11 protein-coding genes are annotated in these 14,031 nt (G+C 48.8%); 2 read left to right on the top strand and 9 right to left on the bottom strand.

The annotated features are described in order from the left end of the window. Nucleotides 1-7 precede the first annotated feature (7 nt). The gene (locus BN3279_RS13120) at nucleotides 8-808 is read left to right on the top strand and encodes a Cof-type HAD-IIB family hydrolase (RefSeq protein ID WP_059051495.1); all 801 of its coding nucleotides are present in this window, start codon (nucleotides 8-10) and stop codon (nucleotides 806-808) included. A 166-nt stretch (nucleotides 809-974) separates the two neighbouring features. Here the strand turns inward: BN3279_RS13120 and clpP are convergent, their stop codons facing one another. The 7 genes from clpP to BN3279_RS13085 form a co-directional block, all read right to left on the bottom strand. Further along, on the bottom strand, nucleotides 975-1,559 hold the full coding sequence (gene clpP, locus BN3279_RS13115) for an ATP-dependent Clp endopeptidase proteolytic subunit ClpP (RefSeq protein WP_059051493.1): 585 nt from the start codon (nucleotides 1,557-1,559) through the stop codon (nucleotides 975-977). A gap of 18 nt (nucleotides 1,560-1,577) precedes the next feature. Beyond that, a complete protein-coding gene (locus tag BN3279_RS13110; RefSeq protein WP_059051492.1) occupies nucleotides 1,578-2,378 on the bottom strand; it encodes an RNA polymerase sigma factor in 801 nt (266 codons plus the stop codon). A gap of 188 nt (nucleotides 2,379-2,566) precedes the next feature. Beyond that, entirely contained in the window at nucleotides 2,567-3,343 is a 777-nt protein-coding gene (locus tag BN3279_RS13105) for an MBL fold metallo-hydrolase (RefSeq protein WP_059051490.1), read from the bottom strand. A 27-nt stretch (nucleotides 3,344-3,370) separates the two neighbouring features. Then, a complete protein-coding gene (locus BN3279_RS13100; RefSeq protein ID WP_059051488.1) occupies nucleotides 3,371-4,435 on the bottom strand; it encodes a sulfate/molybdate ABC transporter ATP-binding protein in 1,065 nt (354 codons plus the stop codon). A 254-nt stretch (nucleotides 4,436-4,689) separates the two neighbouring features. Further along, nucleotides 4,690-5,286, bottom strand: coding sequence for a TetR/AcrR family transcriptional regulator (locus BN3279_RS13095; RefSeq protein ID WP_059051486.1), 597 nt, complete (start codon nucleotides 5,284-5,286; stop codon nucleotides 4,690-4,692). A 5-nt stretch (nucleotides 5,287-5,291) separates the two neighbouring features. Next, on the bottom strand, nucleotides 5,292-5,924 hold the full coding sequence (locus BN3279_RS13090) for a YigZ family protein (protein WP_059051485.1): 633 nt from the start codon (nucleotides 5,922-5,924) through the stop codon (nucleotides 5,292-5,294). 122 nt (nucleotides 5,925-6,046) lie between these two features. Next, complete coding sequence (locus BN3279_RS13085) at nucleotides 6,047-7,402, bottom strand: glucose-6-phosphate isomerase (RefSeq protein WP_059051483.1); 1,356 nt, start codon at nucleotides 7,400-7,402, stop codon at nucleotides 6,047-6,049. 231 nt (nucleotides 7,403-7,633) lie between these two features. Between BN3279_RS13085 and BN3279_RS13080 the strand changes: the two genes are divergently transcribed. Continuing rightward, the gene (locus tag BN3279_RS13080) at nucleotides 7,634-8,521 is read left to right on the top strand and encodes an NAD(P)-dependent oxidoreductase (protein WP_059051481.1); all 888 of its coding nucleotides are present in this window, start codon (nucleotides 7,634-7,636) and stop codon (nucleotides 8,519-8,521) included. Nucleotides 8,522-8,613: 92 nt separating this feature from the next. On the opposite strand, the gene srtB is transcribed toward BN3279_RS13080, so the two are convergent. Beyond that, nucleotides 8,614-9,420, bottom strand: coding sequence for a class B sortase (srtB, locus tag BN3279_RS13075; protein WP_059051479.1), 807 nt, complete (start codon nucleotides 9,418-9,420; stop codon nucleotides 8,614-8,616). Nucleotides 9,421-9,496: 76 nt separating this feature from the next. Beyond that, nucleotides 9,497-13,855: a DUF7601 domain-containing protein gene (locus tag BN3279_RS13070; protein ID WP_059051477.1), complete on the bottom strand. Its 4,359-nt coding sequence runs from the start codon at nucleotides 13,853-13,855 to the stop codon at nucleotides 9,497-9,499. Between the last annotated feature and the right edge of the window lie 176 nt (nucleotides 13,856-14,031).

Raw genomic sequence — 14,031 nt, 5'->3', positions numbered from 1 at the left:
GAGAACATTGTACAAACTGATTGCCATCGATATCGACGACACGCTGATTAACGACAACCGAGAGGTGACTCCTGCCACGCAGCAGGCTCTTGAGCAAGCAGTTGCCCAAGGCGTCGTCGTTACCCTGGCGACGGGCCGCGCCTATGCTTCAGCACAGGCCATCGCTCGCCAAACTGGCCTTAACGTGCCGATTATTACCTACCAGGGAGCCCTGGTCAAGAATTTGCTGGATGAGAAAGTGCTGTATGAACGCTATATGCCGCAGGATGCCGCCCACAAGTTGTTTGAATACTGTATTCAGAAAAATCTTCATCTGCAAACCTATATTGATGACAAGCTATATGCCCGCGAGGAGAATCAGAAGCTGATCGACTACACCACCCTTAACGGGACGGCTTATTATGTGGAGCCGGATTTCTCCAAGCTGGTTGCCCAGCCAACGCCTAAGATGCTCATCATCGACGAGCCGGATTATCTGGACCAGATTGCTCCAGAAATTCGTGAGATACTGGGAGACGGCGTACATGTGACCAAATCCAAGCCAAACTTCCTGGAGATTATGCACCATGAAGGCACCAAGGGCCATGCGCTGAAATTCCTGGCTGGCCACTTTGGCTGCGATCTCTCACAAACCATTGCGATCGGTGATTCGTGGAATGACCATGAAATGCTGGAAGCCGCCGGTCTAGGCGTTGCTATGGCCAATGCAATTCCCGCACTCAAGGACATCGCCGATTATGTCACTCTGAGCAACAACGAGGATGGCGTGAAGCATGTAATTGACAAGTTCGTACTGAATGCGGAGTAATAGGTAACGACTTATATTGTCCAAGAGCAAGAAACAGCCTTGAGCAGTGAGTTAACTCGCTGCCAAGGCTGTTTCTGATTTGAGGAACCTCCCCCGCCCTACTGAGCATCGTTTGTGGGGGGAACTCATGCAGGATTTGCTGAATCACTCTCCCTCATGCAACTGTTCATTTAGCAGCAGATATAACTTTATCCACCAGGCCATACTCTACCGCTTCCTCTGCGGTGAGGAAATAGTCTCGATCCGAATCCCTCTCGATTCGCTCTAGCGGCTGTCCCGTATGGTCAGCTAGCAACTTATTGAGCCGCTGGCGATGCTGAATAATACGATTGGCGTGAATCAGCATATCCGATGCCTGCCCCCGCGTCCCCCCATGAGGTTGATGAATCATAATTTCACTGTTTGGCAAAGCGAGCCGTTTCCCTTTGCTTCCACCAACCAGCAGGATCGTGCCGAAACTCGCCGCCATGCCTGTGCAAATCGTTGAAATGTCCGGTTGCACAAATTGCATCGTGTCATAGATGGAGAACCCGGCGGTTACGGAACCACCAGGACTGTTAATATACATCTGGATATCCTTCTCCGGGTCCTCGGCAGTCAGAAACAATAGTTGCGCCACGATGGCATTTGCCATCTGATCCTCAATTTCCCCCGACACCATGATGATTCGATCTTTCAGCAAACGTGAATAAATATCATAGCTCCGCTCGCCGCGAGCTGTTTGTTCAACGACATAAGGTACGTGGTTCATTCATTTTGCCTCCCTTAATTAGGCAACCATGATGACCGAATTTCCTCCTCCATAGGACATGCTTGAGTAGGAGGAATACCCATACATCATTGGCTGCATCGATTGGGACGGCAAAGACTGCTGGATGATGGTTCCTGCCACGGCCATTGGATCATCGGTGCAGTTCAGGCACAGTTCAATCAGACGCGCAGTGTCTCCGCTGCGAAAAGCCATTAAATAGTTTCGCAACTGCTCCGTATCTTGTGAATCTCCACCTGCAACGCTCGCCTCTTCAACCCCCGGTTCCTGCTGACTGCGTCTGACGCGACTCAGGGCAGAACGGGCACGATTCAAGGCGGCTTTGACCGCTCCTTGCGATGTATCCAGCATCTCCGCAGTCTCTGCCGTCGAATAACCCATTAAATCACGTAATACATATATTGCTCGCTGCCATGGCGGCAGCTCATCGATGAGGATTTGAACAGCAGACTCCATCTCCTCAAGGCTCTCTTCCTCTGTAAACTCCTGCATCAACGGCTTCATGCTATCTAACTTGGAAGCCAGCCTCTCTTGCTTCCGCAGCGTGTCAATCCACGTATTGCGTGCAATCCGGATCATATATGCCTCCCAGTTCATTTCCTGCTTCGTACCGGGTGTCCGCATTGCCGAAGAAGCTAAAGCCTTTACGCAGGTATCCTGAACCAGATCCTCCGCCTCCCAAGTTGAACCCGTCATGGACAGGCAATAAGCGTACAGAGAACCCAGCAGGCTCGGCAACACGCCTTCAATATTTTGTTCCAGCGTATAGTTAGCCTGATTACCGGACTTCACAAAGGCCATATTGGGGCCCCCCTTTGCTGGTTCCTTATTGCTCCTGCATATATGCATTTTTGGTCTTACATTATGTAAACGAAGAACTTGTGGCAAAGGATACGCTCTTCTAGCTGCCTTCAAACCTATCCAGAGCCATCAGTTCACTGATGACTCTGGATAGGTTTGATCCTCTTCAATAACTGCACAGCGGAAAATTAATCGTGCAGCGGGATGGTTAGCCCGTTCACAGCAAATCCCGAACCATCCGGCAGTCCGTAATTGTGGCGGAGGTCGATATCATGAGACATATGCGTAAACAAGGCTCGTGCCGGACGAACCTCATGCAGTAATTTCAGCGCTTCTATTACATCATAAACGGAACGAGTCGCAAATTCCGCTTGCTCGTGATAAAAGCTCGTTCCCAGCACTAATAAATCGAGATGATGGAGCGGCTTCCTTTGTTCCTCAGGCAATGCAATGGAATCGGAGCAATATGCCCAGACATATCCCCGTTTCTCCAACCGATAAGCATAGGAGTAGCCATTCTTGCCATGAAATACCTTCCATCCACGAATGTCCCAGCCTGCCAACTGACAGCCCTGCTCATTCAGTGAATGCATATCCAAATTGCCGGGCAGCCATGGATACTGCCTGATGATCGTATCCATCACTTCAGCCGGCGCATATAGCTGTCCTCGTCGGCCCAGCCAGCGGCAAGCATCTGCCCATTCGGGCAATCCACCAATATGGTCAAAGTGGGCATGGGTAACGAGAATATGCTCGGCAAATCGCTGACCTCGAAGCTCCATGCCACTTCGCCAGTCCGGGCCGCAATCGATGAGGAAAGCCCCGTCCTCTCCTTCAACCGCTACGGAGGAGCGATATCGCCGGTTTAAGCCGGTGCTTCGAGCTTCCATACATACCTTGCAATCGCAATACACTCTCGGAACTCCCATCGCGTCCCCGGTGCCTATAAAAACAAGCTGATCCATTCAGGAGTCCTCCCTCAAGTTATCACTTTAGATGATAACACTCAGTGGATCACGCTTCAACGGATTCTCCAGCACCCAATTTCGTTCTTCATTATACAGATAGGCACGGTGCACCAGCACCCGAACCTCTTGACCCGGCTTCAAATTCTCCTTTTCCAGAGATCGGAAGGTAGTCAATGTCTGTCCGTCCACCTCAACCTCTACCAGCCATTCACTGCCGCGAAAGTGCAAATGCTTGACTATGCCCGGTGAGGTAGCAGACAACAAGGTAAATTCATGCTCAGGGCCAACTTCAATGTATTCAGGGCGAATCAATGCCTTGGTCTCCACTCCCCCGCCTTCTTCCTCGAAGCCCTTGAGAGTTACCGCTCGCTCCACCAGTGTTGATTGGCCAATAAACGAAGCTACGAACGGAGTAGCCGGTTCCTTGTAGATATCCCAAGGCGTACCCTTTTGCTCCAAACGTCCTTGGTTAATAATCATAATTTCATCAGCCACCTCGATGGCCTCATCCTGATCGTGGGTCACAAAGATGGAAGTAATGCCCACCCGTTCGATAAGATTTCGCAACCAGGATCGTAGCTCTTGACGGATCTTCGCGTCTACTGCAGCAAAGGGTTCATCCAGCAGGAGCAACTGTGGTTCTGGAGCCAAGGCGCGGGCAAAAGCAACCCGTTGCCGTTGTCCACCAGACAATTGGTGCGGGTATCGACCTTCAAATCCGCTAAGTCCGGTTAACTCCACCAGTTCCGTCACACGCTCTCGAATTTGTGCCTTGCCTACCTTCTTCACTTGGAGGCCAAAGGCAATATTATCGAACACAGTCATATGCTTGAACAAGGCATAGCTCTGGAAGACAAAGCCGATGCCCCGCGCCTGCGGAGCCAGATCATTCACCCGCTGTCCATGGAATACAATTTCTCCGTCATCCGGCTGCTCCAAGCCAGCCAACATGCGTAGAATCGAGGTTTTCCCGCCGCCGCTTGGACCAAGCAGCCCGATCAGCTTCCCCTTCTCAATAGCAAAGCTCACGTTCTTCACCGCGTGGAAGCTACCAAAATGTTTGTCCAGATTCTGCACCTCTACATGCATGCGGGCAACACATCCCTTCGACAAATAGATTCATTTCAGATCATTAACTAACAATATTCCGATGAATTTACTATATTTTATGTTACAGATAGATTATCAAACCGCTGCCATCCCGTCAACGCTCATAAAAAAATAAAACCAGGTGAGCACGGGATCTATCCTGCCGTGTCAGATGGTTTTGTCAATTAATGTAACACAGTGCTACTGCTATGCTAATGTAATCCAATAAAGTGCGAAGCTAAAACAAAAACGCCTTATGACGTTAAACGGTAAGTGCTGTGGCTTAACATTTTCACATGAGCAACAGCAGCCGGCTTAATCTCTTCAAAAGTAAGCCGATCTTGAATGTAATAGGAGATAAATCCGTGCATCCCTAAAAACATACTTAATGGCAGAGAAGGATTACTCTCCAGCGGATGCCGCTCCTCTTGCAAAAAGCTGCGGACAATCGACTCAAACATGTTGAAGCACTTCGTCTGCTCGTTGCGACAATAAGCTAGAATTTCCTCGTCTCTCAGCATAAACATGATTTCGTATTGGTGCGGATGCTCCAAGCCATACTTAATGAATTCCAACATCAGTTGCTCAGCCTTGGTGAGACCTTCGGCTGGCGTACGTTTGGTTACCTGCTGACACAGGTGGGTCAACGACTCAAAGTCTTTTACCACGATGGCGTAAAATAATTCGGCCTTTTCCTTGAAGTGATAATAAAGCGAGCCGTGACTGTATCCCAAATGCTGACCGATGCTTCTCATGGAAATGCCACGATAGCCCTTGGTAATAAACAGGTGCCTTGCTGCTTCCATGATTCTTTCTCTCGACAACTCCTGATCTACTGCTCTTCTTGCCATAGGCATTATTCCCCTTCAATAAAGTAAACCTTGTCACCTTCCGTCATCACAGCCTGCCCTCCGGTCAGATCAGTCATCCAATCGATAAAGGCCTTCGTTTCTTGATGGAAAGGCAGACAGCACAATGTTACCTTCTCCGTGAACATCGTCTCTCCAGTACGGATGCTCCGGCTTCGCAATTCATTCTCCACCTTGCCCAGCCAAGTATAATCCAGCTCTACATATACTTCCTGATGAAGCACCTTCGTAACGGCCTCGCCCGCCTCAATTGCCGCGACGGCTCCGTCCGTGTAAGCACGAATCAATCCTCCTGCACCCAGCATGATTCCACCAAAATAACGGGTGACCACGATAGCTACATTCTTTAATCCTTGATTCTTGATGACTTCCAGAATAGGCTTGCCTGCGGTACCGCTAGGCTCCCCATCATCGGACTGCTTCTGAATCTCATCCCGCTCGCCGATCATATAGGCTGAACAGTTATGCGTCGCATTCCAATGCTTCTTCTTGATCTCCTCAATGAAGAGGATGGCATCAGCTTCGTTTTCTACCGGTTTGACGTATCCGATAAACCTCGACTTTTTAATTACAATTTCCTTCTCGCCGGCCTGTCGAACCGTCTTGTACTTCTCCAGCATATAAAAACCCATCCTTATGAATGTGCCAAGAAGCAGCCCCTCCGCAAAATCTCCGGCGAACTGCTTCCTGGCGCTGATGTCCTAGTCATCTAAAGCCATTATGCGACTTACAATGAGCGAATTTATTCGGAAAGTCTGGCTTCTAATTCAGCCTTTTCCTTCTCATAACCCGGTTTGCCCAGCAAGGCAAACATATTCTTCTTGTAAGCTTCAACGCCCGGTTGATCAAATGGATTGACACCCATCAGATAGCCGCTGATACCACAGGCCTTCTCAAAGAAATAAACGAGATAACCAAAGGAATATGGCGTCATATCCGGCACATTAACGATCAGGTTAGGAACCTGTCCGTCCGTATGCGCGAGTAACGTACCTTGGAATGCCTTCTTATTAACGAAATCCATCGTTTCGCCGGCCAAGAAATTAAGTCCGTCCAGATCGGCAGGATCAGATTCAATCGTAATATGGCTTGGTACTTCGCTTACTTGAATAACGGTTTCGAAAATATTCCGGTTCCCCTCTTGAATGAACTGCCCCATGGAGTGCAAGTCTGTGGAGAAGTCCACCGATGCCGGATAAATCCCTTTGTAATCCTTGCCTTCACTTTCGCCGAAGAGTTGCTTCCACCATTCGGAGACATAGTGCAGGGATGGTTCATAGTTCACGAGAATTTCCGTAGCTTTGCCTTTACGATACAAAGCGTTCCGTACAGCAGCGTATTGATAGCTGACGTTCTCCGCCAAGTTAGGATTGCTGAATTCCTGCGCCGCATCGGCAGCGCCCTTCATCATTTCCTCGATGCTGATTCCTGCTGTAGCGATTGGCAACAAGCCTACGGCAGTAAGCACGGAATAACGACCGCCAACATCATCAGGAATCACAAAGGTCTCATAACCTTCTTCATCAGACAACTTCTTGAGTGCTCCCTTGGCGCGGTCCGTTGTCGCATAAATACGCTTGCGTGCTTCTTCCTTGCCATATTTCTTCTCAAGTTCTGCGCGGAAAATACGGAATGCAATCGCTGGCTCTGTGGTGGTCCCCGATTTGGAGATGACGTTCACGGAGAAGTCCTTGCCTTCAATTAAGTCTAGCAAATGATTGACATAGGTAGAACTGATGTTGTTACCTGCGAAATAAATTTCCGGTGTCTTGCGCTTGTCCTTGGGCAACAAATTGTAGAACGAGTGGGACAAGGACTCAATCGCCGCGCGAGCGCCCAGATAAGAGCCGCCGATGCCAATCACGATCAGCACTTCGGAATCACTCTGAATCTTGGCCGCCGCCTTCTGAATGCGAGCGAACTCTTCTTTATCGTATTCGGTCGGCAGGTTAATCCAACCTAAATAATCGGAACCTGCACCCGTACCTTTATGTAACTGCTCGTGAGCTGTGCGAATCGGCTCAGCCAAATAATCAATCTCATGCTGTCCGACAAATTGCAAAGCTTTGCTGTAGTCAAACGTCACTTTTTTGGACATTGCTGAAACTCTCCTCCGTCTATTTAATATCTCACTGACCCATCCTTGAAGAGGTCACATCCAAACGCCAATAACTGGAAGAATTAAGCCCGATTTGAACAACCTCTCAAACAACTTAAACCTAGGATACTGTAAAATAGGCATGAAGACAAGGGTACAATATACACCTTTTGGCCAAGCATGGTAAAATAATTAAGTGATGTTCAATTCTTAAGAAGAAGGTGACTAGACTTGAAAAAGATCGGATTTATCGGTCTGGGTACGATGGGTGCCCCTATGGCTGCAAATCTCCTGAAGCAAGGTTACCCGGTAACCGTATATAATCGGACAGCGTCCAAAGCCGCTGCTCTTGCCTCGCAAGGCGCTTCCCTTGCCGCTACTCCCCGTGAGGCGGCTGCAGGCGCCGATGTAATTATTACCATGGTAAGTAATGATGCCTCCATCGCCGCCGTATATGAAGGGCCGGATGGAGTACTGGCCGGCATGCGCCCGGGAACCACGGTGATCGACTGCTCTACAATATCCCCGGCATTGGTCAAGAAGCTGGCAGCAGACGTAACAGCGCTTGACGGTGCCTTCCTTGATGCTCCTGTGACCGGAAGCTCGCCAGCAGCAATTGATGGCACACTGTTGTTCATGGTAGGTGGCTCAGCAGAGGTACTCGCAAGTGTGATGGATCTGTTCGAAACTATGGGGAAAAAGGTGCTGCATATGGGCGAAAACGGCAGCGGATCTGTAGCCAAGCTGGCACATAATACCATTGTTGGCATCAACAATCTGGCGTTGGCTGAGGGCTTCGCCATTGCTGCCAAATCGGGGCTTCCGCCCGATCTGTTCCTTGAGCTTGTCCAGCTTGGCTCCGCAGGGAGTAAAGCCGCTGAGCTGAAGGGTCGCAAAATTATTGAGCATGATTTTACCAATCAATTCTCTCTGGCATTGATGCTTAAGGACTTGAAGCTTGCTTCGGCACTGACAGACGGCTCTGATATTCCTTCTCCCATGCTCAGTCTGGCCCGCAGCCTGTTCCAGGCTGGACAGACACAAGGCTACGGTGAGGAAGACCTCTCCTCCGTGGTAAAGCTGTATGAAGGCTGGATTGGCCAAAAAATCGGCGACTAAGGACGATAAAAGGTGTTATTCAAGCATGATTAACAGCAAGCTTGGGGATATGATATGCGCCCCTTGCTTGCTGTTTTTTCGTCCATATTAACCTATTTAATCGGAACCAACTTGCCAAACAAAGCATACCTCGCATTATTGAATTCGTAAGAGCAAGTGCATAAGGCAACAATTCGGTCGGTCGCTGTAATATCCACCTCCGCCTGAAAGGTAGATTCTTCTCTCAATGTCTGAGCATAGGCCATAAAATCCTCATCGTCCGTGAACTGGTAACGGATGAATTCATAATCGCCATCCGCTACAATACCGGCAAAAAATTCAATCCTGTATGCTCCATCCGGAGTGTATAGAGTCATCTCCGGATGAGCTTCGTAATAGTCTTGGTCTTTATATTTGGTCAAGGAGGAGAACATCGAGCCATCCTTCATGTTATGTCCATAAATAATGGTGTTCCTGGCTGTAAAGTCACCGGGCGTCCGATAATCTACAAATAGGCTCCCTAACTTGTTCGGTGCTCGGGTGAACAGGTGAGTCAAGTAGTATTCATTATCGGTTCCCTGTACGACCGGATAGTCAATGACATCCTCCTCTGCTGTAATCCAGGCTGTGACATCCGGGTTCACCTGCTGTAATTGTTCAAAGTCGATGAATTTCACCGCCCCCTCGTCTGAACTACCCGAAGCTTCCGCAAGCGTCGGCGATACATTTACTGCGGAATCCAGCTTCATGTCAAGACGAAGCTGCTCGTAGGATTCGTCTCCGGCTGCATACTCCCGGTTGGCAGAGATCAATAGATAGCCGGAGACCAGAACCCCAAGCAGGCTTAACGCCATCAAAACACGTAATAGTCTGCGGATACCGATATTGGCATTTCTTTGCTTCGTCTCTTTGTCTACCATTGTTCGTCCCTCTTCATCTAAAAGAGGGCTTGCGCCCGCTCAATCTCTCTCGCAGCACAAGCCCTCTCAAATTCTGTTATTTCATGACGCTCTTTCTATTTCTTGACCGGAGTAAGTAATATGCCCCAGACCATACCAGCAAGGATAGCAGCGAGATCCACAATCCAGCCTGTGCAAGGCCTCGGTACAAGGAATCGCCCGTTTTAGGTGTTCCATTCCCGGAGTGACCTGCTTGGTTACCCGGAGAAGCTAGCTTTTCCGGTTCATCGCCACTGCCTGCTCCAAGCTCGTCATCCTCTGTTCCCTGTCCATCGTTCCCCGTATCAGGAGTAGATACGTTGCCGCCTGAATTACCCTGCTCCCCACCAGTCTCACCAGAATTCTCGTCTGGATCATCATTTGGACTACCGGGTACTACCGTTCCCGGAATCGTTGGAATACCTGGATTCTCCTCAGGCCCCTCATTAGGCTGTCCTGGCTCCTGAGGGATAGAAGGCTCCCCAGGCTCGGAAGGTGTGGACCCACCAGGATTCGACGGTGAGGTGTAAATGTTCTTAGTATTGGTAAAGGCAGCCGTCTGCACTTCATCCGTTCTAATCACACCGGAGTCTCCTGTACTGGTCATTCTATAACCTTCCTTGGCATAGTCTTCCTCAGTCACCGTATACGTGGTGTCTTTAGGCAGACCTTGAATCGCAATGCTCTCCCCGTGAGCCAGCGATACCGTATCTCCGCTCTCAAGTGTTCCGTCTGCTGCTCCCCCAATTCCCGTATAAGCATACGTTCCGGAAGCACCCGCAAACGTAACTGTGAAATCAAATTTCTTACTTTGATCTCCGGCATTGCCAGCAACCGTTTTGCTAATAATCAAGCTGCCTGGTTTATCTTTGGTATTGGTATACGAGACGGTCTGTGTATCATCTGCAACGATTTGTCCAGTAGCACCGCTGCTGACCGTAGCATAACCCTCAATTGAATAGTCAGCTTCAGTTACGGTATACGTTGCATCCTTAGGTAAGCCCTTAATCTCGATACCTTCACCATGGGCTAGAGAAACTGTATCTCCACTTTGCAGGATTCCGTTCCCTGCCCCACCTGAACCCGTGTAGGAATAAGTCCCGTTCGCTCCATTAAAGGTAACGGTAAAATCAAACTTCTTGTTTAAATCCCCGTCATTTCCAGCGACGGTCTTGACGATGGCCAGATTACCGGCCGTACCTGTCACAAAGTTGGCCACAGTCAACAGGTTCGAACCTGTTCCTGTCTTGCCATCAATGGAGGTGGTGATTTGACTTCCAGAAGTTGAAACGATAACCTCATGCTCTGTGCTGTCTAAAGTATATCCAACAGGGGCAACCGTTTCCCGGAGTACATATTTCCCATCCGGAATGACCTTTAGTCTAAGCGTACCGTTCGCTGTCGTGATTCCTTGGCGAATGACCGTGTTCCCATCTTCGGAGAACAATGTGAATTCTGCTCCTGACAGCCCTGTAGTCCCATCTGTCTTGGTGATTTCAAGCCAGCCGTTTCTTTGCAGCGTGGCTGCCGCATCTGCACTGCTGATGGCATAATTCACCGCATTTACAGCCGTATCTACATTACCGTTCGACAAGCGAACATGGTTAGTTACTGTACCTGATTCACCCGTGATGTCAGTCAGATAGGTGAAGCGATACGCCTTACTGGTATCTTCCAGAATAAAGCTTAATACGCGGCTCTGATTATCGTACGTTACGTTCGTTCCCACGATTAGCGGGATGACCGCACCTTCCTCCAGCGTACCATCTGGCTTTAAGGTCATTTCCTTGGCTGTAATATTCCCATCAACCAGCAAGTTCCCTTGAGCATCTGTACGCAAATCCAGGCCTGTTGGCAACGTATCCTCAATGGTCTCGCCAATATCCTGGAGTTTATACGGATTGTAATCCACAGTCCAATGAAGTGTGCCTGCTTGTGGGATCGTGTGTGACTTCTCAACAAGCTGACTGCGAATTGAGACATTACGTTCTGTGCTCACTCCCCCAACCCAATTAGCAGCAGACAACTTCAGTTCATTGGTCATTGAGGAATTTTTGTTGTTATCAAAATAGTCGGCAAGCGTAGCATCCGTTGGTTTGGCCTTCACCAGAATGACATAAGGCTGATCCAGCGGATCAAATACAAAGGTTGCTGTTCCACCTGCGATATCCGCATTTAACTGTTGAACATCATCTGGCGTCGTATCCAGGGATTGCACGGATCGGCTTGAACTCTTCACACCTTCAAATGCCAAATACTTCTTACCAGGCTCGATATCGGTAAATTCCCAGCCTGCAGGCAAGGTATCCGTCACGGTGACTTCGCCCAGCACTACGTCATCTGCGTTCTTCACGCTAGAGAAATCAAGACTGTCAGCATTCACACTAAGCCGGAAAATCACCGACTTATCGATGTAGTTGAAGCCGTCCGAGGAATTCTGTGTTCTAAGGCTGTTGACCCCGGCAGCAGGATCAGATACAGCGTCTCGTGTTAATAGCTCCTTGGCTAACAGATTGCTGTTGTAGTTCACATTAGCCGTGTCGGCATTCAAACGTGTTGTACCGCTGAATAATGTTGCAGTGTTACTTACCTGAGAAGTTTTGTTCCCAGCATATATGTCAGGATTAACAATCAGGCTGTCATAGCTAAAGCTGTTTGGGTCGGTAGTAGATAATCCCGAAAACTCCAATAAATCAGCTACTCGCTCTCCGCCCTGTTCAATTGCAATAACATTCAGACTTCCAAGGCCAGAGTTACTAGCAAAGCCTCCTGCATATTTTTGATCGTAACGTGGGGTAAGCTGTTGATTCAGACCTGTAGGAATGCCCGTTACCTGATTCAGGTCAATATCGGTTCCATAAACCAGCAGATCATAGACCTTCAGATCCGGAATAGGCTGACCTTTTGTGTCCACGTTCACCGTCCACTTCACCTGACGGCTATCATGATCTACTACACCAGATTTGCTAATCGCATTAAAACCAATACCTACAGTCGCATTATCCTGTGGAGTGGTTCCGGTTCTTCCCGTCCAATCCACACTGGCTGTATTTCTAAATGTTGTTTCTCCGGTGGTATGATCTGTGTTCTCCACCTTGGTGACGATAGTCAGTACCACTTGCTCGTTCACAACAGCTGCGGGATACGTGTAGCTCCCACCCGCTGGCTCTGTAGCAACCGGAGTATCTACATTGCCTGTAGTCCACTTGGCAGATTGCCATTCCAGGCCCTGCGGTAATTCATCTGTGATTGTCAGGTTTTCTAATGCAGCCCCCACTTGATTCGCAGTGATCGTCCAGGTAATGGTACGATTACTAGGGTCGTAAACGCTGCCGTTATTGATGTATTCGTTGTTTGCTGTTCCTGTCTTCTCTATCCATTCAGGTGTAAAGGAAACCACAAACGAAGGCGTCTGCACAATTTTATCCTGCTGATTTAATAGTTGCGCCTGATTGGAAACATTCTGAGCCCCTCCGGCGTAATATTTTTCATCCGGAATAGCCGTCTGGAACGTAATGGTTTGCTCACCCACCGAAGGGTCTGCAAACGTGTGAGCTAATTCAGTACCCGTCACATCGGGAGGTGTTGGGGTTCCGTTAACTTCAAAGGACCCATCAATATACTCCCCAACCTGGGCCAACTCGTCTTTGAAGGTGTAATCCTTCAAATCAATGGGATTACCGGACTGCGTAGCCCCCACCTTGACTTCCCAGGTGATACGCTTGTTCGCCAGGTCCGCAGTTCCGTTCTTGGACGAAGTATAAATGATTTCTGCTGGCGGCACGTTTACGGTGTAAGTTTTGTCGAGAATCATAACACTGTGATCCCCTTCATCCCCACCGCTACCGCTGGCATCGTAGAGCAATTCAGCATTAAATCTGCCTACGACCGTATTAATTCCGGTACTTCCATCAAATACCTCATCAGCACCGTCAAAGACTATATTGGCGGTGACCTCCTGGGTACTAGCATCTGAGACAAGCTCAACATGAGCCACCGGAAGACCGCCAAAGGTTAACTCAAAGGTCGTACCCGTGACAACCGTAAAAGCTTTACTCAGCTTAAAGGAAGCCGTATCTCCTTTTCTAATCGGATTGGCCGGAGTGGGTTCATCTCCCTCTACAGGCACTCCGAAAGAGATTGACACCGAGATCGGGTCTGTATGACTGATCTTGTCATTTACAGTAATCTCCTTACCATTCTGAGTGATACTGGCGGATAAATCCGTCAAAGCAGATGACTTATCTGTTGCAGCTAACGCCAAAGGCAGCGTGTAAACCGCATCGGTCACCGAATAGACCGAATCTGTTACCGTGGGGGCATTTTCAGAAAATGCCGCATGGGAAGGAAAAACCATACCGATGAGAACAAGCACAACCATAAACGCACTCATCCATTTTACCCTCATGACTTTCATTACTTTAATTCCCTCCTCGCTGGATTTAGCGGCTCGCCATACTGTTTCGAAGCTAAGCCTAAAAAACTTCCTGTCGAACAGCATAACAAGGGAGGGATTCGTGCGCTTGAAAAAGCCAAACAGAAAATATTGAAAATTTTCTGCACTAGGAAAATATAATCATTTTTTGAACTCTG

The sequence above is a fragment of the Paenibacillus senegalimassiliensis genome, from assembly GCF_001486585.1.
Classification (GTDB): domain Bacteria; phylum Bacillota; class Bacilli; order Paenibacillales; family Paenibacillaceae; genus Fontibacillus; species Fontibacillus senegalimassiliensis.
This window is presented reverse-complemented; position numbering and strand designations above follow the sequence as displayed.

Excerpts from the sequence above, each read along its gene's own strand:
- BN3279_RS13110 (WP_059051492.1), bottom strand. The coding sequence starts at position 2,378 with ATGGCCTTTGTGAAGTCCGGTAATCAGGCTAACTATACGCTGGAACAA.
- BN3279_RS13105 (WP_059051490.1), bottom strand. The coding sequence starts at position 3,343 with ATGGATCAGCTTGTTTTTATAGGCACCGGGGACGCGATGGGAGTTCCG.
- BN3279_RS13090 (WP_059051485.1), bottom strand. The coding sequence starts at position 5,924 with ATGCTGGAGAAGTACAAGACGGTTCGACAGGCCGGCGAGAAGGAAATT.
- BN3279_RS13095 (WP_059051486.1), bottom strand. The coding sequence starts at position 5,286 with ATGGCAAGAAGAGCAGTAGATCAGGAGTTGTCGAGAGAAAGAATCATG.
- BN3279_RS13070 (WP_059051477.1), bottom strand. The coding sequence starts at position 13,855 with ATGAAAGTCATGAGGGTAAAATGGATGAGTGCGTTTATGGTTGTGCTT.
- BN3279_RS13085 (WP_059051483.1), bottom strand. The coding sequence starts at position 7,402 with ATGTCCAAAAAAGTGACGTTTGACTACAGCAAAGCTTTGCAATTTGTC.
- srtB (WP_059051479.1), bottom strand. The coding sequence starts at position 9,420 with ATGGTAGACAAAGAGACGAAGCAAAGAAATGCCAATATCGGTATCCGC.
- clpP (WP_059051493.1), bottom strand. The coding sequence starts at position 1,559 with ATGAACCACGTACCTTATGTCGTTGAACAAACAGCTCGCGGCGAGCGG.
- BN3279_RS13100 (WP_059051488.1), bottom strand. The coding sequence starts at position 4,435 with ATGCATGTAGAGGTGCAGAATCTGGACAAACATTTTGGTAGCTTCCAC.